The sequence below is a fragment of the Mesorhizobium sp. CNPSo 4688 genome (genome assembly GCF_057784295.1).
This window is the reverse complement of record NZ_JBWLUY010000023.1, coordinates 36,341-57,086: the sequence shown is the minus strand read 5'-3', so window position 1 is coordinate 57,086 and position 20,746 is coordinate 36,341. Positions and strand designations below refer to the sequence as shown.

The window sequence follows — 20,746 nt, the reverse complement described above, 5'->3', positions numbered from 1 at the left end:
CCCCCACCCAAGCCCCATTTCAATCCCCTAGCGTCAAGCAACTGGAGCCAGACGCCTCATGACCGACCAAACCACCTCCACCACCATCCCGATCCACCTCACCATCAACGGCCGCGATCACTCACTCGAGGTCGAGCCGCGCGTCACGCTGCTCGACGCGCTGCGTGATCGCCTCGACCTGACCGGCACCAAGAAGGGCTGCGACCACGGCCAGTGCGGTGCCTGCACTGTACATGTCGACGGCGAGCGCGTGCTTGCCTGCCTGACCCTGGCCGCACAGGTCGAAGGCCGCGAGATCACCACCATCGAGGGGCTCGCCGGAGCCGACGGCACGCTCGACGCCGTGCAGGCGGCCTTTCTCGAGCAGGACGCCTTCCAATGCGGCTACTGCACGCCGGGACAGATCATGTCGGCGGTGGCCTGCATCCTCGAGGGCCATGCCGGTTCCGACGAGGAGATCCGCGAATACATGGCCGGCAATCTCTGCCGCTGCGGCGCCTATCCGAACATCGTCGCCGCCGTGCGCCAGGCGGCCCTGGAGGTGGCATCATGAGGGATTTTTCCTACGTTCGCGCCGACAGCATCGAGGCCGCGCGCAAGGCAGCGGCGCTTCCCGGCGCCATGCTGCTTGCCGGCGGCACGACGCTGGTGGACCTCGCCAAATGCGGCGTCGCCCAGCCAGAGACCGTGGTCGACATCACCCATCTCAAGGGGCTGGACACGATCAGCGTCGATGCAACTCACGCCACGCTCGGCGCGCTGGCGAAAATGAGCCATGTCGCCGACCATGCCGGGATCAAGAGCCATTTTCCCGCCGTCTCGGAAGCGCTGTGGCAGGCCGCCTCGGCGCAGCTGCGCAACATGGCGACCGTCGGCGGCAATCTGATGCAGCGCACGCGCTGTCCTTATTTCCGCGATCCCTCGAACTTTTCCGCCTGCAACAAGCGTGAGCCAGGCAGCGGCTGCTCGGCGATCGGTGGCGTGACCCGGGGCCACGCCGTGCTCGGCACCAGCCAGGCCTGCATCGCCATGTATCCCGGCGACCTCGCCACCGCGCTCGTCGCCTTCGATGCGACGGTTCATCTCGGCCAGCGCGTGCTCAAGGTCGACGATTTCTTCCTGCTGCCGGGCGACACGCCTGAGCGTGAGCATGACATCCGCGCCGGCGAAATGATCACCGCGATCGAGATCCCCGGCTCGGCCGCCGCGCGGCGCTCGACCTATCTCAAGGTGCGTGACCGCCAGTCCTACGAGTTCGCCGCGGCAAGTGCCGCGGTCGGGCTGGAGCTGGAAGCCGATGGCCGCACGATCCGCGACCTGCGCGTCGCGCTCGGCGGCGTCGCCACAAAACCGTGGCGGGCGCGCGCCGTGGAAGAGGCGCTGAAAGGCAAGGTCCTGGACGAAGACACCGTGCGCAAGGCGAGCGGGCTCGCCATGGAAGGCGCTCTCGACCATGGCGCCAACCACTACAAGATCGAGCTCGCGCCGCGCGTGGTCGCGCGCGCCATCCTCAAACTGGGAGAGACGGCATGACCGTTCACAACATCAGACATGCCAATACAAGACATGCCGATTCGAGACATGGCGACGCCTCCGACGGCGCGGTCGGCGGACGGCTGTCGCGCGTCGACGGCCCGGCCAAGATCACCGGTGCTGCCAAATACGCCTTCGAGCAGCAGCTCGACGGGCTGGCGCATGCGGTGATGGTCGAGGCCACCATCGCCGCCGGCACGGTGCGCGCGATCGACACACGGGCCGCGGAGACCGCGCCGGGCGTGCTTCTGGTGCTGACGCCCGACACCATCATGGAGATCAAAGGCGCGTCGGACTGGCTGGGCAATCCGCCAACGCAGAAGACATACTCACCGCTCGCCCGCACGGTCACGTATTCCGGCCAGCATATAGCTGCCGTCGTGGCTGAGACCTTCGAGCAGGCGGTCGCCGCGGCGGCCCTGGTCGAGGTCAGCTATGACGAGACGCCGGCCATCGTCGACCTCAGCGATGCCAAGGCCGGCGACGGCATCCCGATCGATGCCATGACCAAGGAATGGGGCGACGCCGAAGCGGCGTTCGCCGCCGCACCGGTGCGCATCTGCGCCGCCTACAATACGCAGCGCGAATACCAGGCGGCTATGGAGCCGCATGGGCTGATCGCGCGCTGGCAGGGCGAAGAGCTCACCATCTGGGAGCCCAGCCAGTGGCTGGACGGCATGGCGCGCACCTATGCCGAATGGTTCGGCGTGCCGTTCGAGAATGTGCGGCTGGTCTCGCCCTATATTGGCGGCGGCTTCGGCTCGAAGGCGCTGGCGCTCGCCCACAGCGCAGTGGCGGCGGCCTCGGCGAAAATGCTCGGACGGCCGGTGAAGCTGGTGCTGACAAGGCCGCAGAACTTCACCTCCTATGGCGGCCGCGCCGCGACCCGCCAGACGGTGACGATCGGCGCCGGCCGTGACGGCAAGATCCAGTCGATCGTGCATCGCGGCGTCAACGAGACCGCGGTCGACGGCATGTGGGTCGAGCCGCTGGCTTCGGTCACCTCGATCATGTACGCCACGCCCAACTTCTCCTCGAAGCAGAATGTTGTGCGGGTGAACACGGTGGTGCCCGGCGCCAAGCGGGCGCCTGGCGAAAACCCCAGCGCCTTCGGCATCGAATGCGCCATCGACGAGCTCGCCTATGAGGTCGGCATCGACCCGCTGGAGATCCGGCTCAGGAACTATGCCGAACAAGATCCGGAAGCGAAAAAAGCCTGGTCGACCCGGCAGTTGCGCGAGGCTTTTGCCGCCGGTGCGGAACGCTTCGGCTGGTCGAAGCGCACGCCGAAGCCGCGTTCGATGCGCGACGGCCACCAGCTGATCGGCTGGGGCGTCGCTGCCGGCACCTATCCGGTGCGGCGCGCCTATGGCGAGGCCATCGTGCGCATCCTCGCCGACGGCTCCGTCGAGGTCGAAAGCTCCTCGATTGACATGGGCCAGGGCACCTACACGATCCTTGCGCAGACGGCGGCCGAAACGGTCGGCGTGCCGGCCGACGATGTCGTGGTGAAGCTCGGCGATTCCCGATATCCCCGCGCCGGCGTCGCCGGCGGGTCGCGGCTGGCCGGCGTGATGACCGGCGCGGTCTACAAGGCGGCGACATCGGCGCTCGACCAGCTGGTCGGGCTGGCGATCAGCGATCCGCGCTCGCCCTTCCACGCGCTGCAGGCCAACACGCTGGTCGTCGCCAATGGCCGCATCACCGCGCCGCGCGGCGACGGTCCCGATGTCTCCATTGCGGAACTGCTCAGCAGTGTCGGCCGCAGCCATATCGAAGCCACCGGCGACACCATGCCGACGAATTCGAGCGCCGAGGATCGCTACAAGAACTACACCACCATCGCGACGTCTGTGCCGCACACCGAGGGCGACTACTCGCGCCATTCCTGGTGCGCGCATTTCATCGAAGTGCGGGTCGACGAGGATTTCGGCACGGTGCGCGTGTCGCGCGTGGTGTCGGCGCTGGATTCCGGCCGGCTATACAATCCGAAACTCGCCGAAAGCCAGTGGAAAGGCGGCATCATCATGGGCATCGGCCAGGCACTGCTCGAAGAAGGCATCGTCGACCGCAGGCATGGCCGGATCGTCAACAACAACCTCGCCGACTATCTGGTGCCGACCAATGCCGACATCCCCGATATCGAAGTGATCTCGGTCGGCATTCCCGACCTGCATTCCTCGGTGCTCGGCGGCAAGGGCGTGGGCGAACTCGCCATCGTCGGCGTGGCGCCGGCGATCGCCAATGCTGTGTTTCACGCCACGGGCAAGCGCGTCAGGGATTTGCCGATCACGCTGGAGAAGCTGATTTAGGGAAGCGATGGCGGGGGAGATCGTCGTCACCCTCGCCTCGCCAATCTCCGGCGTCGGCCCTACCTACCACTCCAACCCGAACACCAGCTTGCCGAAGTGCAGGCCGCCGGCGGCCATGTGTGCGTAGGCTTCGACCGCTTCGTTCTGCGAAAAAACCTTGTCGACGACCGGCTCGATCCTGGCTGCACCGATGGCGCGGGCGGCGTCGCGAAGGTCGGACACCGATCCGGTGTTGTTGCCCACCACCTTCAGCGCCTTGATGATGATCGGCAGCAGGTTGACCGTGGCCTCGGCGCCGGTGACGAAACCGATGGTGAACAGCGTGCCGCCGGGCGCGGTGGCGTTGACGGCGCGGGCGAAGGTGGCGGTGCCGGCGGTTTCGACGACGAGGTCGGCGCCGAGGCCGCCGGTCAGTTCCAGCACCTTGCCGTCCCAGTCGGGCGTCGCGCGGTAGTTGATGAGATGATCGGCGCCGAGTGCCTTCGCCCGCTCCAGCTTCTCGTCCGACGACGAGGTGATGATGACGGTGGCGCCGGCGGCTTTCGCAAGCTGCAAGGTGAAGATCGAGACGCCGCCGGTGCCGAGCAGCACGACGACCGAGCCCGGCCCGACATCGGCGGCGCGGATGGCGTTCCAGGCGGTGGTGCCGGCGATCGGCAGCGTCGACGCCGCCTCGAAGGAGAGATGCGCCGGCACCGGCACCACCGAGTTGGCCGGCAGCGCGACATATTCGGCCAGCGATCCCGGCAGCGAAATGCCGCGCATCTGCGTCATCTCGTAAGGCCGCGGCCGGCCACCGATCCAGCGCGGCTTGGCATGGGCAACGACGCGATCGCCGACGGCGAAATTCGTAACGCCCTCGCCAACATCGATGATCTCGCCGGCGCCGTCGGCGACCGGGATGAGCGGAAAGCTCGGTCCGGGATAATTGCCGCTCGCCACCGCGACATCGACAAAGTTGAGGCTCGCCGCACGCTGGCGGATCAGCACTTCGCCGCGCTGCGGCTCTGGGGTTGGAACGGTGACGGTACGGAAGGCGTCCAGCCTTGCCTGGCTCAGTTCGATGGCTTTCATGGTTTCACTCCGGTGGGACGATTGATGGTTGAGTGAATCTATCTGCTGCGTTATTTCTGTATAATCATCCCATTTTGCATTTGAGTATTGCGAACTATGCAGCAATCTAACGAACCAGCCGCCCTTGCCGAAATGGCGGCCTTCGCGGCGATCGCCGAGGCGCGGTCCTTCACAAGGGCGGCGGCGCGTATCGGGCGCGACGCGACCATCCTGTCGCGGCGCCTGCAATCGCTGGAGGAGCGGCTGGGCGTCAGGTTGCTCCATCGCACGACGCGCAGCGTGTCGCTGACCGAGGCGGGGGCGGAGTTCCTTGTCCGTGTCCGCGCCATCCTGGCAGCGGTCGACGAAGCCGAGGCTGCCGCGTCGGCGCATGCCGGCGGCGGCCCGCGCGGCCTGCTCAGGCTGGCGCTGCCCGGCACGTTCGGGCGCATGTGGATCGGGCCGCTGCTGCCTCAGTTCCTTGCCGAATTTCCCGATGTCCGCATCGAGGCCGAATTCTCCAACCGCTTCGCCGATCTGGTCGCCGAGAATTTCGACGTCGCCGTGCGGCTCGGCGCGCTGGAGGATTCGCGCCTGGTGGCGCGCAAGGTCGCGACGCGGCGCCGGCTGCTCTGCGCCGCCCCCTCCTATCTCGCCCGTAGGGGCAGGCCGGAGACACCGCGGGCGCTGCTCGAACATTCCTGCCTGGGCTTCAGCGGCTTCCAGACTTTTCCAGCCTGGGAGATGACCGACCGCGAGGGCCGGCGTATGCGCGTCGAAGTCTCCGGGCCGTTGGTCACCGATGATGCCGAGGTGCTGGTCGAGGCCGCCGTGCAAGGCGTCGGCCTGATGATGAGCACCGACTGGTTGGTCGGCCGCGAACTCGCCGACGGACGGCTGGTGCCAATCCTGGAAGACTGGACGCTGGCCGACGAAGGCGCGATCTATGTCGTCACGCCCTCAGCCAAGGGACAAGCCGCCAAGACGCGCGCCTTCGCCGACTGGATCGGCAAGCGCTTCGCCCCGGAGCCGCCCTGGCGGCGGTGAGGCTTGCCAGTCTCCCCTTTTGCGGAGAGATGGCCGGCAGACCATAAGGTGGGTGCGAAGGAAAGCGGCTTTCATTCCAGCTTGGTTTCCTCGCCCGTCGCGCCGACTCCGGCCTTCGCTCACTTCCCCTGCTGCTTCAGGAACTGGCTGAGCAGATCCACCGGTAGCGGGAACACCACCGTGGACGAGCGCTCGCCGGCGATGTCGTGCAAAGCCTCGAAATAGCGCAGCTGCATGGCCTGCGGCTCGGCCGCCAGCATCCGGCCCGCCTCGACCAGTTTCGCCGCCGCCTGCTGCTCGCCCTCGGCATTGATCACCTTGGCGCGCCGCAGCCGTTCCGCCTCGGCCTGCTTGGCGATGGCGCGGATCATGTTCTCGTTGAGGTCGACATGCTTGATCTCGACATTGGACACCTTGATGCCCCAGGCATCGGTGCGCTGGTCGAGGATCTCCTGGATGTCGCTGTTGAGCTTGTCGCGCTCGGCCAGCATCTCGTCGAGCTCATGCTTGCCGAGCACCGAGCGCAGCGTGGTCTGCGCCAGCTGGTTGGTGGCGGCCATGAAGTCCTCGACCTGGATGACCGCCCGCTCGGCATCGACGATGCGGAAATAGAGCACCGCGTTGACCTTCACCGAGACGTTGTCGCGCGAAATGACGTCCTGCGGCGGCACGTCCTGCACCACGACGCGCAGGTCGACCTTCACCATCTGCTGGACGAAGGGGACGAGGATGATGAGACCGGGACCCTTGACCCCGGTGAAGCGGCCGAGCGTGAAGACCACGCCGCGCTGGTATTCCCTGAGGATGCGGATGGCCGCGGACAGGAAGATGACCACGACCAGCGCAAGCAACAGATAGGCCACGTAACCGATGCTCATTGTTTTGCTCCGTTCCTTGCCGCATCGCGCCGCCTGACTGTCAGCACGAGGTCACTGACATCGGTCACCTCGACGCTGTCGCCCGGCGCGACGGGTCCGTCGGCCTTCGCCCGCCAGCGCTCGCCCAAGGCCAGCACATGGCCCTCACCGCCCTGCCAGTCGAGGATCTCGGCGGGCTGGCCGCGCATGGCCTCGCCGCCGACGCGCGGCGGGTTCTTGCGCGCCGCCCAGACAAAGGTGCCGGTCAGCAGCGCCAGCCCCAGCGTCAGCGCCGCGGCGGGGCCGATGACGGCCCATGACATGGCGAAGCCCGGCCCCTGAGTCTTGAGCAGCATGGCGGCGCCGAGCAGGAAGGCGGCGACGCCGCCGAATCCAAGCACGACGGTGGGATTGACGGCCTCGACGACGAGGAAGGCAACACCGAGCAGCATCAGGGCAAGGCCGGTATAGTTGATCGGCAGGAGATTGAGCGCATAGAGGCCGAGCACGAGGCAGATCGTGCCGATGACGCCGGGCGCGACCGCGCCGGGGCTGGTGAACTCGAAGACGATACCGTAGACGCCGACCAGCATCAGGATGATGGCGATGTTCGGATCGGTGATGACGGAGAGCAGCCGGATGAACCAGCCGGGCTCCAGCGTTTCGACCGGCAGGCCCTTGGTCGCCAGCACCTGTTTCTTGCCGGCCACATCGACCGTGCGCCCATCGGCCAGTTGCAGGAGCTCGGTGGTGTCGCGGGCCACAAAGTCGATGACATGCTCCTGCAGCGCCGCGTTGGCCGACAGGCTCGCCGCCTCGCGCACGGCCTTTTCGCCCCAGTCGCCATTGCGCCCGCGCAGTTCGGCGAGCGAGCGGATCAAGGCGACCGCGTCATTGGTCACCTTGGCCATCATGGCGTCGCCTGCCGGCCGCCCGCTGGCGTCCTTCTCGTCCTTGGCCGGGCCGTTGTCCTTCTCGCCGCCGGGAAGCGACGGCAGCCCGCCCATCTCGACCGGCGTCGCCGCGCCCAGATTGGTGCCGGGCGCCATCGCAGCCACATGGGTGGCATAGAGGATATAGGTGCCAGCACTCGCCGCATGGCCGCCGGCCGGCGCGACATAGCCGATGACAGGCACCGGCGAAGCCAGGATGTCGGCGATCATCTCGCGCATCGAAGTGACCAGCCCGCCAGGCGTGTCGAGCTGAAGGATGAGGACTTCGGCGTCCCGCCTGGCGGCAACATCAAGCGCTTCCTTGAGTTGCCTGGTACTTGCCGGCCCGATGGCGCCGTCGATGGCGACGCTCAGCGCGACCTTCTCGCTCTCGGCTGATGAGAAGGGAGAAACGACAGCCGCGACAATGAAGGCCGCAGCAAAAAGGGCCACCCGCGCGAAGGTCACGCTCGAACCTCCATAGATTCAATATGGGTTGTATTTTGGCGAAGTCCATGGGGAGTGGTGCCGATGATTGGCGAACGCGGCTGAGCGCGCAATCTCAGGGGGAGATTGCGCCCGCAGCAGTTTTCGCCAACTATCGGCGTAACGCCCGGCTTCAGTTATTCTCTGTGATCCGGGCCGCGGAAGCCTGGGTGGCCTGGGGGAGACCATGAGAAGAGGATTGGTGAAATTCATCGTGGCCGTCGCGGCCACACTCGAGGCCGCGCAGCCGGTGTTTGCGGCACCGTGCGGCTGGACCGCGAAGATGGAGGAAGACGAGGGCGGCAGCGTGCTGACGGCCTCGGTGTGCGGCGGACCGAAGGCCGATGCGCATCTGATGCTAGTCTGTTTCGACAAGCCGGTGCTGAGCTACGATCTCGGCGCCTCGGGCCAGCAGCTGGAGCCTGGCATCAGCGGCTCCTTCACCTTCAAGGCCGGCGACAAGAGCGTCACCAAAACACTCCAACTCGAGGCGATGTACAATTATTTCACGCTCGAATTGTCAGGTGCGACCGATCCGCTGCTCGCTTTGTTGCGAGGCAAGGGCGACGTCACGGTTACAGCCGACAAATACGGCGAGAACAGCTTTCCTTTGACGGGGTCGAGCGCTGCCATCGGCAAGGTGCTGGCGCAGTGCGGCAAAGGTTCAGCCGGCGACGCTGACTGAGGCCATAGCCCTGACCGAATTACTGCATGGAGATGGCGGGCTTTGAGCCCGCCATTTTGTTTGCCGGTGAAGAGGCCCACCCCTTGCGTCTCGCCCCGCGATTGACCAATCTCGCCGACACTGTCATGAGCCGCGGTCGGGGGATCGCATATGCCTACGCTCTATGCACTGAAACCGGCCTTTCAGGCCAGGTTGCGGCCGCTGGCTGACCGGCTGGCCGGCGCCGGCGTCACCGCCAACCAGATCACGCTTCTCGCCGCCGCGCTCTCCATCGCCACCGGCCTGGTGGTTGCCATCCTTGCCGGCTATCCCTTGGTTTTCCTGTTGATGCCGGTGGTGCTGTTCGTGCGCATGGCGCTCAACGCCATTGATGGGATGCTGGCCAGGGAACATGGGCAGGCCTCGAAACTCGGCATGTATCTCAACGAACTCTGCGACGTCGTCTCCGACCTGGCGCTGATCCTGGCCTTCGCCACTTTGTTCCCGGCCTGGGGCGTCGTGGCCTTCGCCATCGCCGCCGTGCTTGTCGAGTTCGCCGGCGTGCTCGGCGTCGCTGCCGGAAGCGGGCGCAACTATACCGGCCCGTTCGGCAAGAGCGACCGGGCGCTGATGCTCGGTATCATCGGCTTCCTGATCGCTTGCGGCCTGTGGATCGAGGTGGTCGCGCCCTTTGTGTTTCCGGTCTTGGCTACACTGTCTCTCGTAACCGCCATCAACCGGATACGCAGCGGTCTTAGAGCGGGCGACGCCTGATGCCGAAGCGTCAGGGACCCGGCCGCCAGAGGGAAACCATGATCCACCAGACCATCGCTGCTGCAGCACCGGCAAGCCTCGAGCGCGTGGCGCAGGAGCGCACCTTCAAAAGCCATGACGGCACCGAGATCTTCTACCGCTACTGGCCGGCGGTAGGGCCGACGCCCAAGGGCGCGATCCTTCTGTTCCATCGCGGCCATGAGCATGGCGGCCGCATGGCGCATCTGGTCGACGAACTGGCCATGCCCGACCATGCCTTCTATGCCTGGGACGCGCGCGGCAATGGCCGCTCGGCCGGCGAGCGCGGCTATGCGCCGTCCTTTGCCGCGCTGGTGCGTGACATCGACTGCCTGGTGCGCGAGATCGGCCGCGATGGTTTTGGCCAGCGCGACATCGCGCTGATCGCGCAATCCTTCGGCGCCGTCCTTGCCGCCGCCTGGGTGCATGATTATGCACCCGACATCCGTGCACTGGTGGTGGCCTCGCCGGCCTTTTCTGTCAAGCTCTACGTGCCCTTCGCCAAGGAGGGCATTGCGCTGTGGCAGAAGCTCAAAGGCCGCTTCTTCGTCAATTCCTACGTCAAGGCGAAGTTCCTGACGCATGATGCCGAGCGCATCGCTTCCTTCGATGCCGACCCGCTGATCACGCGGCCGATCGCTTCCAACATCCTGGTCGAACTTTATGACCACGCCGCCCGCATCGTCTCGGACGCCCGTGCCATCACCGTGCCGACGCAGCTGTTGATCTCGGGCAGCGACTGGGTGGTGCGGCATGCACCGCAGCACGAATTCTTCGTCAATCTCGGCAGCAGCGCCAAGGAGCGGCATGTGCTGCCCGGTTTTTTCCACGACACGCTGGGCGAACGCGATCGCCGCCAGGCGCTGGACCTTATCCGACCGTTCCTCGAAAAGCAGTTCGCCGCACCGGAAAAGACAATCGACCTGACCTCAGCCGACCGCGTCGGCTACACCCGCGATGAGGCCGAGAAGCTGGCCTCGCCGCTGGCGCTGCTGTCGCCGAAAGGCCTCTACTGGGCCATGAGCCGCGCCTCGATCCGCATGGGCGCTTGGCTGTCACCCGGCATGAAAACGGGCATCGCCACCGGCTTCGATTCCGGCTCGACGCTGGACTATGTCTACGAGAATGAGGCGCGCGGCACCGGCTTCATCGGCCGCATGATCGACCGCACCTTCCTCGACGCCATCGGCTGGCGCGGCATCCGCCAGCGCAAGCTGCATCTGGAAGAATTGATCGGCAACGCTGTCGCTGCGCTCAAGGCAGCCGGGCGTCCCGTCAACATTGTCGACATTGCCGCCGGCCATGGCCGCTACGTGCTCGATGCCGTCGCCAAATGCGCCGAGCCGCCGGCCAGTGTGCGGCTGCAGGATTATTCCGACATTAATGTCGGGCTGGGCTCGAAACTGATCGCCGACCGGGATTTGCCGACCAGCGTCTCTTTCCGCAAGGCCGACGCCTTCGATGCCGAAATGCTGGCCCGGCTCAATCCGGCGCCGGACCTCGCCATCGTCTCCGGCCTGTACGAATTGTTCGCCGACAACCAGATGATTTCCCGCTCGCTCGCTGGGCTGGCCAGCGCCATGCAGCCCGGCGGCCTGCTGATCTACACCAATCAGCCCTGGCACCCACAGCTGGAAATGATCGCGCGCAGCCTGACCTCGCATCGCGGCGGCCAGGCCTGGGTGATGCGGCGGCGCACGCAAGGCGAGATGGACCAGCTGGTGACGGCGGCCGGTTTCGAGAAGATCGACCAGCGCATCGACCAGTGGGGCATCTTCACTGTTTCAGTCGCTCGGCGCGTCTGAGAACCATGGCCGTGCCTGTGACCGACCCTGCTCCCGCCCCGGCGCGGGAACCCTATTTCGGCATCGTGCTGCGGGCCGCACTTTGGCTGGCGCTGCTGGCGCCGTTCTTCTATTCAACCTATGGCTTTGCCAACTGGCTGGCATCGCGGCGCGACCATGTCGGCAGCATCGTCTTTGCCTGGGAACACGCCATCCCGTTCATCGCCTGGACGATCGTGCCCTACTGGTCGATCAATCTGTTCTATGGCCTGTCGCTGCTGCTCAACACGACCAGACGCGGCGTCGACCGGCTCGCAGGCCGCTATCTGACGGCGCAGGTCGTTGCCGTTTCCTGCTTCATCCTGTTCCCGCTGACGGCGACCTTCGTGAGGCCGGCAACCAGCGGCTTGCCAGGCTTCCTGTTTGCGGTGCTCGGCGGTTTCGACAAACCGTTCAACCAGGCGCCATCCCTGCACATCGCACTCCTGGTGATCATCTGGGATCACTGGCGTCACGTTCTGGCACGTCACCGTCTCGGCGCCATTCTGAGACCGGTCTGGCATGTCTGGTGCTTTCTGATCGGCGCCTCGGTGCTGACGACCTGGCAGCATCATTTCATCGACATTCCGACCGGCACGCTGCTCGGCCTCTTTGCGCTGTGGCTGTTTCCGGCCAAAGGCGAATTGCCTTTCTGGGGCTTCCGACCGACCGCCGACCCGAAGGCGCGGCGACTGGCGAGCTACTATGCGCTGGGCGCGGTCCTTGCCTTTACCGGCGCCGCCGGGGGCGCCTCTATCTCGGCCGTCTCGCTCATCCTGCTGTGGCCTGCACTGGCGCTGGCCATCGTCGCCTTCGGCTATGCCGGGGCCGGCGCGAAGGTGTTCCAGAAGGCGGCCGACGGCAGCGTCTCGCTGGCCAGCCGCCTCCTGCTCCTGCCCTACCGGCTTGGCGCCCGGGTCAATGTCTGGGCATGGACCCGCGAACTGGCGCCGCAGTCCGAGATCACCGATAGCGTTTTCTTCGGCCGCTTTCCGACCGCCGACGAGGCCAATCGCTTCGGCACGGTGGTCGACCTAGCCGGCGAACTGGAACGGCCGCGTGGGGTGACCTGCCGCTGGATCAGCTATGCCATGCTCGACCTCGTGGCGCCGCCGCATGACAGGCTGGAGCGGGCGGTGGCGGCGATCGAACTGGCGCGCCGGCGCGGCACCGTGCTGGTCTGCTGCGCGCTCGGCTTCCAGCGCAGTGCGGCGATCGTCGCCGACTGGCTGGTGGTGACCGGGCGCGCGCACACAGCCGCACAGGCGCGCAAGAAACTCGCCGCCTCGGGCCGGCCCGTGCATCTCCACAGCAAGGCGGACGAAGCGGCATGAATGGCGAGAATTTTCCCGAGAAGGCCGAGGTCTTCGCCGCCCGGCTGATGGTGCAGGCCGCATGGCCGATCCTGCTGGTGGTGGCCGCCGTTATGGCAGCGCCGATCATCGGCCTGGTGGCCGCCCCGCAGACGACAGCGCTGTCTGCGGCCGCCTGGCTGGCCGCGGCGGCGAGTGCCGTGGCCACGCTGGCTCTTTCGGCCTTGCTTTTGTTCGACGCGCTGCTGTTCCGGCTGATGGCGAGCCACGCCACCGAGGCCGCCGGCGGCGCCGTGGTCGACGATGTGCTGGCGCGCATGCGCCTGAAACCCGCCGCTGCCGGCGGCCGCTCGCTCGATCATCGCATGGCAGGCACGCAAGGCCTGCTGACAAGACAGCGCATGGCGCTCGCGGTGTTTGCGGCGGCATGCCTCGTCGCGGCGTTTGTTTGAGCCATGACCAAGCTTCACCTTCGCGCCAACACTTTCACCTTGCTGCAGACGGTGACCTCGGTCGGCCTGTCGGCGCTGGCCTGGGTGGTGACCGGTGTGCGGCCAATCTGGAACGGCAGCCAGCCGTCGGAGCGGCAGCGCATCTACTTCGCCAACCATGCCAGCCATGGCGACTTCATCCTTTTGTCGGCCTGCCTCAGCGAAAAGGTGCGCGCCCGCACGCATGCGGTGGCGGCGGCCGAATATTGGGGCAAGTCGCGGCTGCGCCGCTTCATTGCCGAGGACATGCTGTCTTCCGTGCTCATCCACCGGCAATGGACCGACGAAACGCAGCATCCGATCTCGATCATGCTGTCGGTGCTCGACCAGGGACATTCGCTGATCCTGTTTCCCGAGGGCACCCGCAACACATCGGAAGAAGATCTGCTGCCGTTCCGCTCCGGCCTCTACAATCTGTCGATGGCGCGGCCCGACGTCGAACTCATCCCGTGCTGGATCGAGAACATGTCGCGCGTGCTGCCCAAGGGCCAGTTCCTGCCTGTGCCGCTTCTGTGCCGCGTCGTCTTCGGTCCGCCGGTGGCGATCGAACCCGGCGAGGAACGCCGCGCCTTCCTCGAGCGCGCGCGCCAGACGCTGCTATCGCTCGACCCGCGCCCCGATCGGGACGACTAGCCATGATCAGAGACGTCGCATGACACTGCCGCCAATGCATGAAACCGTCATCCTGTTGGTCGGCCTGGTCGGCGTGCTAACCACGGCCAGCATCGTTGCCGGCATCCTGTCGTGGCGGGCGCCAAAGCCGCTGCCGTCGACGCTCGTCAACCTCAACCAGCGCATCAACGCCTGGTGGGTGATGGTGGTGGCGATCACGGTCGCCTTCTTCTTCGGCCGCACCGGCATGACCATCCTGTTTGCGCTGATCTCATTTGCGGCGCTGCGCGAATTCGTGACGCTGACCCACAGCCGGCGCAGCGATCACTGGGTGCTGCTCGGCATGTTCGGCATCATCATCCCCTACCAGTACTGGCTGGTGTGGACCGCCTGGTACGGGCTCTTCACCATCTTCATCCCGGTCTACTGCTTCCTCTTGATGCCGGCGATCACCGCGCTCAACGGCGACACCGAGCGCTTCCTTGAGCGCGTGTCGGCGCAACAATGGGCGGTGATGATTTCGGTCTACTGCGTCAGCCACGTGCCGGCGCTGCTGACGCTGAACGTGCCCGGTTTCGAGGGCCGCAACCTGTTGCTCATCGCCTTCCTGATCATCACCGTGCAAGGCAGCGACGTCTTCCAGTATATTTTCGGCAAGCTGTTCGGCCGGCATCTGCTGTCGCCCTCCGTCTCGCCGTCAAAGACCTGGGAAGGGCTGGTCGGTGGGCTGGTGGCGTCGAGCCTGCTCGGCGCGCTGTTGTCGTTCCTCACGCCGTTCTCGCCGCTGGCAGCGGCAGGCGTCGCCTTCATCGCCTGCCTGATGGGATTTCTCGGCGGTCTGGTCGCGTCCGCCATCAAGCGCGACCAGGGCGTCAAGGACTGGGGCCACCTTATCGAAGGCCATGGCGGCATGATGGACCGTGCCGACAGCCTGGTCTTCGCCGCTCCGGTGTTCTTTCACATCGTCCGCTATTTCTGGACGGTGTGAGCGGAAGCGCGCTCCTTCACTCGCGGATCGCGCGTCCCGCCTGCTGCAGCAACTCGAAAGCGGCGAAGCGCTTGTCGTGCCAGGGCACGAGATCGCCGCCGGCCGGGCGATAGATGTCGCCGATGCGCGACATGCCGGTCATCGCCGCTGTTACGTCGGGATATTTTTGCGCCGCCACTGCGGCCAATATGGCCGAGCCGAGCAGCACGGGCTCCGGCGAGGTCGATCCGGCGATGGTCAGCCCTGTTGTGTCGGCCAGCAGCTGGCGCACCAGGTCGCTTTGCGCGGCGCCGCCGCTGACGACGATGGTGTCGATGGCGATGCCCTTGTTGGCCATCGCCGCCACGATCTGGCGCACGCCATAGCCGATGCCCAGCAGGCCGACGACATAGAGCGCGACCAGGCTGTCGAGAGACGTATCCATCCCGAGCCCGGCGATCAGCGCCTTGGATTCAGGATCGGCGAAGGGTGAGCGGTTGCCGAGGAATTCCGGCACGACATGCAGCCCTTCGGCAAGGCGCGCCACTTCGGACAGATAAGCGGACTTCGTCGTCGCCCGCCGGCCAAGCCAGGCGGTCAGGCCGAGACCTTCCGCCCTGGCTTTTGCGGATGCTTCCGCCGAGGCCGGATGGAAAGCGACGAGATGGTCGATCGCAGCGCCGGCCGCCGACTGGCCGCCTTCGTTGAGCCACAGGCCCGGCACCATCGAGGAGAAATACGGCCCCCAGACGCCCGGCACGAAGGCCGGTTCGCTGGTGCTGGCCATGGTGCAGGCCGAGGTGCCGAAGACATAGGCCATTCGTGACTGCAGCGTGCCGACGGAGCCCTGCCCGCCAACGGTGCCGACGCCGCCGGCATGGGCGTCGATCAGGCCGGCGGCGACCGGCGTTCCCGGCAGCAGGCCGAGATCGACGGCCGCCGCCTCGGTGAGGCCCTGAGCCAGCGCGGTGCCGCCTTCGACCACTTCGGTGCCGATGCGCGCGAAGCCTTCGTCGGCGAGCGCACCCAGACCGATGGCACGGAAATACGCGTCGTCCCAGCGCCGCTCATGGCCGAGATAGGTCCATTTGCAGGTCAGCGTGCAGATCGAGCGTTCCAGGCTGCCGGTCGATCGCCAGGTCAGATAGTCGGTCAGGTCGAAGAAATGCTCCGCTGCATCGAAGGTCGCGGGCAGGTTCTCGCGCAGCCACAGCAGCTTCGGCGTTTCCATCTCCGGCGAGATGGTGCCGCCGACATAGTCGAGCACGGCGTGCTTGCCGGCATTGATGCGCTGCGCCTGGTCGAGCGCGCGGTGATCCATCCAGACAATGATATTGCGTTCGTTATCGCCGGACCGGCCGACCGGCAACGGCGCGCCGCCCTTGCCGACCACAACCAGCGAGCAGGTGGCGTCGAAGCCGATGCCGGCAATGTCGCGCCCGGCGAGCCCCGACTTCGTCACCGCCTCGCGCACGCTGGCACAGACTGCGCACCAGATGTCCTCGCTCGACTGCTCGGCGACTTCGCCGGGTTCGATGAACAGAGCAATGTCGCGCTTGGCCGAGGCGAGCATGGTGCCCTTGCTATCGAACACCCCTGCCCTGGCGCTGCCGGTGCCGACGTCGATGCCGAGGAAGTGGGACATGGGGGGACCTCGAGTGAGTAGGGCAGTAGGGCAGTAGGGCAGTAGGGCAGTAGGGCAGTAGGGCAGTAGGGAGATTGTCAGTCGAGAACGGTCGGCCGCAAGGGCAAAGGTCCCTCACCTACTGCCTTACTGCCTTACTGCCTTACTGCCCTACTCCCTCAAAGATCATTGCTCTGCGGCAGGATCACCAGATCCCGAATGGTGACGTTCCTTGGCCGCGTCAGCATGAACAGCACGGCTTCGGCCACCTCGACGGGCTGAATCAGGCCGCCCTTGGCCAGTTCATCATCAAGCTTATCCTTCGGCCAATCGCTGATCAGAGCCGTCACCACTGGCCCCGGCTGTACCGCGCCGACGCGCAGGCCGTGCGGGGCGACCTGCCGGCGCACGGTGTGGACGAAGGCCTGCACGGCATGCTTGGAGGCGGTGTAGATCGGCTCCCAGACGACCGGCACCAGTCCGGCGATCGAAGAGGTAACGATGATGTCGCCGGTCTTGCGCTCGACCATGTGCGGCAGCACGGCGTGCACCGAGCGGAACACCGCGTTGATGTTGAGGTTCAGCACGCGGTCCCATGTATCCGGGTCGCCGTCGAGAACCGGACCGCCGACATAGGCGCCGGCATTGGCGTGGAAGATATCGAGCCGGCCGGCTTTCTCCAGGATCTGCGGCATCATCGTCGCGACGCTGGCCGGCTTCATCAGATCGATCACCAGCGGGATCGCGTTGGGGCCGAGTTCGGCGCAGACGTTCTTCAAGGCGTCCTCGGCGCGGTCGACGAGCACGACGCGCACACCGGCGGCAATCAGCGCCCTGGCGCATTCCAGCCCGATGCCCGAGGCGGCGCCGGTGATCGCCGCGACTTTTCCACTCAGATCCTGAGCCATTTTATCCTCGAGTTATGATTGCGTTCAGGCGCGGCCGTGGGAAACCCGCGAGCGGCGTGCCAGGGAGTCGACGATAACCGCGATCGCCAGAACGGCGCCGGTGATCATATAGCGGAGCGACGACGACAGATCGAGCAAGGTCAGCCCGCTGGCGATCGACTGGATGACGATGATGCCGAGCAGCGCGGAGTAGGCACTGCCGCGGCCGCCGAACAGGCTGGTGCCGCCGATGACCGCCGCCGCGATGGCGTTGAGATTGACGTCGCCGGTGCCGGCCTGCTGGCTGGCCGAGGCCAGCCGCGCCGCCGACAGCACGCCGCCGAGCGCCGCGAACATCGAGCACATGACGAAGGCGCTGAGATAGATCGAGCGCACCTTGATGCCGGCGCGGCGCGCGGCTTCGCGATTACCGCCGACGGCGGTCATCGAGCGGCCCCATTGGGTGCGGGTCAGCGCATAGTTCATCGCCACCACCAGGCCGACGAACAGTCCGAACATCCACGGTATGCCGCGCGCCTGGTTGAGATAGCCGACAATCAGCTCGAGCAGGATGGTCAAGGCGGCGACCCGCACGATGAGGCCGCCGACCGACGGCGCCGACAAATTCACGGCGCGACGACGGCTGACGGTGCGCAGGCCGGTGATGAGCATGACGATGCCGGGAACGGCGGCCAGCGCATAGGACAGCCAGTCCGGCATGACCAGCAACTGGCCGAAATTCACCAGGTTCGAGCCATAGGGCAGATTGATCGAGCCGGTAGAGCCCAGGATGTAGAGCTGCAGGCCGAGCACGGCGAGCAGGCCGGCGAGCGTCGAGACGAAGCTCGGCATGCCGAGCCGGTTGAACAGCAAAGCGTAGAGCGCGCCGATGAAGCCGCCGACAGCGAGTGCAGCGACAATCGCAAGCGCCACCGGCCAGCCCTGGTTGACCCACAGCGTACCGACCATGGCCGAGGCAAAGCCGCTGATCGAGCCGACCGACAGGTCGATCTCGCCGACCATCAGCACGCAGACGATGCCGAGCGCAATGACGCCGACGGTCGAACAGTCGAACAGCAGATTGACCAGGTTGCTGGAGGACACGAACACCGGGTTGAGAGCGGTGAACACACTCCAGATGATGACCAGGCCGACGATCACCGGCAGCGAGCCGAGGTCGCCGGAGCGGACGCGGTCGAAGAAGGCGCTGATCGCGCCACCGACGCCGGCCTGGTGCTTGACGCGCACGTCGCTGCGGTCGAGCGCCGTCGACGAGGAGATGTCCTGCTTGGGCTCCGCGCTCATGGCCGCTGCTCCTGATTGTGGGCCTGTTCGGCTGCCTTGCGCCGTTCGGCGCGGCGCGACACCGCGTTGTTGGCTGCGCCGGTGATGGCGCTGACCAGTTCCTGGTTGGAGGCGTCCGGTTCGAAGACGCCGTTGTTGCGCCCGAGCCGAAGCACGACGATGCGGTCGGCGACGGCGCGCACGTCTTCCATGTTGTGGCTGATCATAAGCACGCCGAGGCCGCGCTCACGCACACGATCGATGAGGTTCAGCACCTCCGCCGTCTGGGCGACGCCGAGAGCAGCGGTCGGCTCGTCGAGCAGGATGACCTTGGGGTCGAGCAGCAGCGAGCGGGCGATCGCCACGGTCTGGCGCTGGCCGCCCGACAGCGAGGCTACCGCTTCGCGCACACTTGGAATGCGCGCCGACAATTCGTTGAGCAGCGTCCAGGCGCGGATTTCCATCGCCACCTCGTCCAGCCGCAGCGGGCTGAGCTCCTTGCCGAGAAAAATGTTGGCGACGACATCGAGGTTTTCGCACAGCGCCAGATCCTGGAAGACGGTAGCGATGCCGAGCGTCAAGGCAGAGCTCGGGTCGGGCATGGTCACTTGCTTGCCGCGGAAATTGATGGTGCCCGAGGTCGGCTGGTGGACGCCGGCGAGGATCTTGACCAGCGTCGACTTGCCGGCGCCATTGTCGCCGACCAGCGCCACCACCTCGCCGGCATGGACGTCGAGATCGATATCGGTGAGCGCCGAAACGGCGCCGAAATTCTTCGAAATGCCGCGCAGGCTGAGCACCAGCTCGCCTGCCGAAACCGGTCCGTCAGAGATGTCAGACATAGTGGCAAACCTTTCCGGATGACCGGTCAAGAGTGACTGCGGACTTCCGGCCGCCGCAAAGGCAGCCGGAAGTCAGGATCAGGATAATCCGATCAGTTGGTGATGCCGAGCTTCTTGCAGCCTTCGGCGTAACGGTCGACGCAGAGCTCTTCGGCGGTGTTGATCTTCTTGTCGATGACCTCGGCCTTGAGGTTTTCCTGCGTCACCACCGCCGGCGTGAACAGCTGCGAAGGGGTGTCGTAGAGGGTCATTTCGGCCTTCGGCGTCTCGCCCGACAGGAGCTGGACGGCGACGTTGGCGGCAGCAGCGGCCACGATCTCGCTGGGCTTGGAGATGGTGTTGTACTGGTCGCCGGCGATGATCAGCTGCAGGGCGGCGATGGTCGCGTCATTGCCGGTGACCGGCGGCACCGGATCGACGCCTGCTGCCTTGAAGGCGGCGATGGCGCCACCGCCGGTCCCGTCATTGGCGGCGACGACGCCGACGATCTGGGTGGAGAAGCGGGTGATCTGGCCGCTTGCCCATTGCTGCGCCTTCGGCGGCGCCCATTCCGGCGTGTCGTATTCGGCAAGGATCTTGTAGCCGCTGTTGTCGAGGCTCGAGTGAATGCCCTTCTTGATCAGGCCGGCGGCCGCGTCGGTCGGCGAACCGTTGATCTGCAGCAGGCCGCCGCTGGCCGGATCGACCTTCAGCGCCTTGAGGTGTTCTACCAGAGAGTCGGCGATGGCCTTGCCGATGCCTTCATTGTTGAACGAGACGTAGAAGTCGGCCGGTGCCGTCGGGATCGGCCGGTCATAGGCAATGACCTTGACGCCCTGGCTCTGCGCCAGCTTGACCAGCGAGGCAGCGGCGGTCGAGTCGACCGGGTCGAGCACGATCGCCTTGGCGCCTTGCGAGATCACCGAGTTGAACTGCTGCTGCTGGCGTGAGGCGTCGGCATCGGCATTCTGGTAGATCACCTTGCAGCCGGGGCAGAGCTTTTTCATCTCGGCGGCAAAGCCGGGATAGTCGTGCTGCTCGTAGCGCGTCGAGGCCTGGTCGGGCATCAGGAAGGCGACCGTGGCATCGGTGACAGGGGCTGCAAAGGCGGCGGTGCCGCTGAGGAGAGAAAGCGTGAGCGCAATGGCTCCCGTCGAAGCAAATCTGGTCATTCTGATATCTCCGTTTCAATTGTTTCACGAAGCCCTGTCACCACATGGCGCGCCGGGCCTTGACTGCAAGTCGAAC

The 20,746-nt window shown here is 66.0% G+C and carries 19 protein-coding genes; 11 read left to right on the top strand and 8 right to left on the bottom strand.

The window, feature by feature from the left end; all coding sequences use genetic code 11:
- Positions 1 to 58: 58 nt before the first annotated feature.
- From AC04SH_RS30200 to AC04SH_RS30190, 3 genes are read left to right on the top strand one after another with little or no spacing between them, the layout of a single operon-like run.
- Positions 59 to 553 carry a (2Fe-2S)-binding protein gene (locus AC04SH_RS30200; protein WP_488577715.1) on the top strand — a complete coding sequence of 165 codons (495 nt, stop codon included), beginning with the start codon at positions 59 to 61 and terminating at the stop codon, positions 551 to 553.
- Entirely contained in the window at positions 550 to 1,533 is a 984-nt protein-coding gene (locus tag AC04SH_RS30195; RefSeq protein WP_488577714.1) for an FAD binding domain-containing protein, read from the top strand. Before AC04SH_RS30200 ends, AC04SH_RS30195 begins: the two co-directional genes overlap by 4 nt.
- Positions 1,530 to 3,845, top strand: coding sequence for a xanthine dehydrogenase family protein molybdopterin-binding subunit (locus AC04SH_RS30190; RefSeq protein WP_488577713.1), 2,316 nt, complete (start codon positions 1,530 to 1,532; stop codon positions 3,843 to 3,845). The genes AC04SH_RS30195 and AC04SH_RS30190 overlap by 4 nt, the downstream gene beginning before the upstream one ends.
- A 63-nt stretch (positions 3,846 to 3,908) precedes the next feature.
- On the opposite strand, the gene AC04SH_RS30185 is transcribed toward AC04SH_RS30190, so the two are convergent.
- Positions 3,909 to 4,919 carry a zinc-dependent alcohol dehydrogenase family protein gene (locus AC04SH_RS30185; protein WP_488577712.1) on the bottom strand — a complete coding sequence of 337 codons (1,011 nt, stop codon included), beginning with the start codon at positions 4,917 to 4,919 and terminating at the stop codon, positions 3,909 to 3,911.
- A 96-nt stretch (positions 4,920 to 5,015) separates the two neighbouring features.
- Here AC04SH_RS30185 and AC04SH_RS30180 point away from each other — a divergent pair, with 96 nt between their 5' ends.
- On the top strand, positions 5,016 to 5,945 hold the full coding sequence (locus AC04SH_RS30180) for a LysR family transcriptional regulator (RefSeq protein ID WP_488577711.1): 930 nt from the start codon (positions 5,016 to 5,018) through the stop codon (positions 5,943 to 5,945).
- Positions 5,946 to 6,064: 119 nt separating this feature from the next.
- Here the strand turns inward: AC04SH_RS30180 and AC04SH_RS30175 are convergent, their stop codons facing one another.
- Positions 6,065 to 6,823 carry a slipin family protein gene (locus tag AC04SH_RS30175; protein WP_488577710.1) on the bottom strand — a complete coding sequence of 253 codons (759 nt, stop codon included), beginning with the start codon at positions 6,821 to 6,823 and terminating at the stop codon, positions 6,065 to 6,067.
- On the bottom strand, positions 6,820 to 8,202 hold the full coding sequence (locus AC04SH_RS30170) for an NfeD family protein (RefSeq protein ID WP_488577709.1): 1,383 nt from the start codon (positions 8,200 to 8,202) through the stop codon (positions 6,820 to 6,822). Before AC04SH_RS30170 ends, AC04SH_RS30175 begins: the two co-directional genes overlap by 4 nt.
- Before the next feature lie 220 nt (positions 8,203 to 8,422).
- Here AC04SH_RS30170 and AC04SH_RS30165 point away from each other — a divergent pair, with 220 nt between their 5' ends.
- From AC04SH_RS30165 to AC04SH_RS30135, 7 genes are all read left to right on the top strand, one after another.
- On the top strand, positions 8,423 to 8,905 hold the full coding sequence (locus AC04SH_RS30165) for a hypothetical protein (RefSeq protein WP_436259290.1): 483 nt from the start codon (positions 8,423 to 8,425) through the stop codon (positions 8,903 to 8,905).
- 150 nt (positions 8,906 to 9,055) lie between these two features.
- Complete coding sequence (locus AC04SH_RS30160) at positions 9,056 to 9,658, top strand: CDP-alcohol phosphatidyltransferase family protein (protein ID WP_488577708.1); 603 nt, start codon at positions 9,056 to 9,058, stop codon at positions 9,656 to 9,658.
- Between the two features lie 41 nt (positions 9,659 to 9,699).
- Positions 9,700 to 11,481, top strand: a complete 1,782-nt coding sequence (locus AC04SH_RS30155) for a bifunctional alpha/beta hydrolase/class I SAM-dependent methyltransferase (protein ID WP_488577717.1) — start codon at positions 9,700 to 9,702, stop codon at positions 11,479 to 11,481.
- 5 nt (positions 11,482 to 11,486) lie between these two features.
- Positions 11,487 to 12,833 (top strand): phosphatase PAP2/dual specificity phosphatase family protein, encoded by a 1,347-nt coding sequence (locus AC04SH_RS30150; RefSeq protein ID WP_488577707.1) that lies wholly within the window; start codon positions 11,487 to 11,489, stop codon positions 12,831 to 12,833.
- The gene (locus AC04SH_RS30145) at positions 12,830 to 13,264 is read left to right on the top strand and encodes a hypothetical protein (protein ID WP_477352244.1); all 435 of its coding nucleotides are present in this window, start codon (positions 12,830 to 12,832) and stop codon (positions 13,262 to 13,264) included. The genes AC04SH_RS30150 and AC04SH_RS30145 overlap by 4 nt, the downstream gene beginning before the upstream one ends.
- Before the next feature lie 3 nt (positions 13,265 to 13,267).
- Positions 13,268 to 13,936 (top strand): lysophospholipid acyltransferase family protein, encoded by a 669-nt coding sequence (locus AC04SH_RS30140; RefSeq protein ID WP_112567450.1) that lies wholly within the window; start codon positions 13,268 to 13,270, stop codon positions 13,934 to 13,936.
- Positions 13,937 to 13,970: 34 nt separating this feature from the next.
- Positions 13,971 to 14,903, top strand: coding sequence for a phosphatidate cytidylyltransferase (locus AC04SH_RS30135; RefSeq protein ID WP_488577716.1), 933 nt, complete (start codon positions 13,971 to 13,973; stop codon positions 14,901 to 14,903).
- A gap of 16 nt (positions 14,904 to 14,919) precedes the next feature.
- Here AC04SH_RS30135 and AC04SH_RS30130 read toward each other — a convergent pair whose 3' ends face one another.
- The 5 genes from AC04SH_RS30130 to AC04SH_RS30110 all read right to left on the bottom strand — a co-directional run bounded on the left by AC04SH_RS30130 (position 14,920) and on the right by AC04SH_RS30110 (position 20,670).
- The gene (locus AC04SH_RS30130; protein ID WP_488577706.1) at positions 14,920 to 16,527 is read right to left on the bottom strand and encodes an FGGY-family carbohydrate kinase; all 1,608 of its coding nucleotides are present in this window, start codon (positions 16,525 to 16,527) and stop codon (positions 14,920 to 14,922) included.
- Between the two features lie 158 nt (positions 16,528 to 16,685).
- The gene (locus AC04SH_RS30125; protein ID WP_488577705.1) at positions 16,686 to 17,414 is read right to left on the bottom strand and encodes an SDR family oxidoreductase; all 729 of its coding nucleotides are present in this window, start codon (positions 17,412 to 17,414) and stop codon (positions 16,686 to 16,688) included.
- Positions 17,415 to 17,438: 24 nt separating this feature from the next.
- Positions 17,439 to 18,698 carry a sugar ABC transporter permease gene (locus AC04SH_RS30120; RefSeq protein WP_192248854.1) on the bottom strand — a complete coding sequence of 420 codons (1,260 nt, stop codon included), beginning with the start codon at positions 18,696 to 18,698 and terminating at the stop codon, positions 17,439 to 17,441.
- Positions 18,695 to 19,519, bottom strand: a complete 825-nt coding sequence (locus tag AC04SH_RS30115; RefSeq protein ID WP_488577704.1) for an ATP-binding cassette domain-containing protein — start codon at positions 19,517 to 19,519, stop codon at positions 18,695 to 18,697. The genes AC04SH_RS30120 and AC04SH_RS30115 overlap by 4 nt, the downstream gene beginning before the upstream one ends.
- A 92-nt stretch (positions 19,520 to 19,611) precedes the next feature.
- On the bottom strand, positions 19,612 to 20,670 hold the full coding sequence (locus AC04SH_RS30110) for an ABC transporter substrate-binding protein (protein WP_477343226.1): 1,059 nt from the start codon (positions 20,668 to 20,670) through the stop codon (positions 19,612 to 19,614).
- Positions 20,671 to 20,746 lie beyond the last annotated feature (76 nt).

Excerpts from the sequence above, each read along its gene's own strand:
- AC04SH_RS30145 (WP_477352244.1), top strand. The coding sequence starts at position 12,830 with ATGAATGGCGAGAATTTTCCCGAGAAGGCCGAGGTCTTCGCCGCCCGG.
- AC04SH_RS30135 (WP_488577716.1), top strand. The coding sequence starts at position 13,971 with ATGCATGAAACCGTCATCCTGTTGGTCGGCCTGGTCGGCGTGCTAACC.
- AC04SH_RS30190 (WP_488577713.1), top strand. The coding sequence starts at position 1,530 with ATGACCGTTCACAACATCAGACATGCCAATACAAGACATGCCGATTCG.
- AC04SH_RS30180 (WP_488577711.1), top strand. The coding sequence starts at position 5,016 with ATGCAGCAATCTAACGAACCAGCCGCCCTTGCCGAAATGGCGGCCTTC.
- AC04SH_RS30150 (WP_488577707.1), top strand. The coding sequence starts at position 11,487 with ATGGCCGTGCCTGTGACCGACCCTGCTCCCGCCCCGGCGCGGGAACCC.
- AC04SH_RS30130 (WP_488577706.1), bottom strand. The coding sequence starts at position 16,527 with ATGTCCCACTTCCTCGGCATCGACGTCGGCACCGGCAGCGCCAGGGCA.
- AC04SH_RS30185 (WP_488577712.1), bottom strand. The coding sequence starts at position 4,919 with ATGAAAGCCATCGAACTGAGCCAGGCAAGGCTGGACGCCTTCCGTACC.
- AC04SH_RS30120 (WP_192248854.1), bottom strand. The coding sequence starts at position 18,698 with ATGAGCGCGGAGCCCAAGCAGGACATCTCCTCGTCGACGGCGCTCGAC.
- AC04SH_RS30110 (WP_477343226.1), bottom strand. The coding sequence starts at position 20,670 with ATGACCAGATTTGCTTCGACGGGAGCCATTGCGCTCACGCTTTCTCTC.
- AC04SH_RS30175 (WP_488577710.1), bottom strand. The coding sequence starts at position 6,823 with ATGAGCATCGGTTACGTGGCCTATCTGTTGCTTGCGCTGGTCGTGGTC.
- AC04SH_RS30115 (WP_488577704.1), bottom strand. The coding sequence starts at position 19,519 with ATGTCTGACATCTCTGACGGACCGGTTTCGGCAGGCGAGCTGGTGCTC.
- AC04SH_RS30125 (WP_488577705.1), bottom strand. The coding sequence starts at position 17,414 with ATGGCTCAGGATCTGAGTGGAAAAGTCGCGGCGATCACCGGCGCCGCC.
- AC04SH_RS30200 (WP_488577715.1), top strand. The coding sequence starts at position 59 with ATGACCGACCAAACCACCTCCACCACCATCCCGATCCACCTCACCATC.
- AC04SH_RS30140 (WP_112567450.1), top strand. The coding sequence starts at position 13,268 with ATGACCAAGCTTCACCTTCGCGCCAACACTTTCACCTTGCTGCAGACG.
- AC04SH_RS30160 (WP_488577708.1), top strand. The coding sequence starts at position 9,056 with ATGCCTACGCTCTATGCACTGAAACCGGCCTTTCAGGCCAGGTTGCGG.
- AC04SH_RS30195 (WP_488577714.1), top strand. The coding sequence starts at position 550 with ATGAGGGATTTTTCCTACGTTCGCGCCGACAGCATCGAGGCCGCGCGC.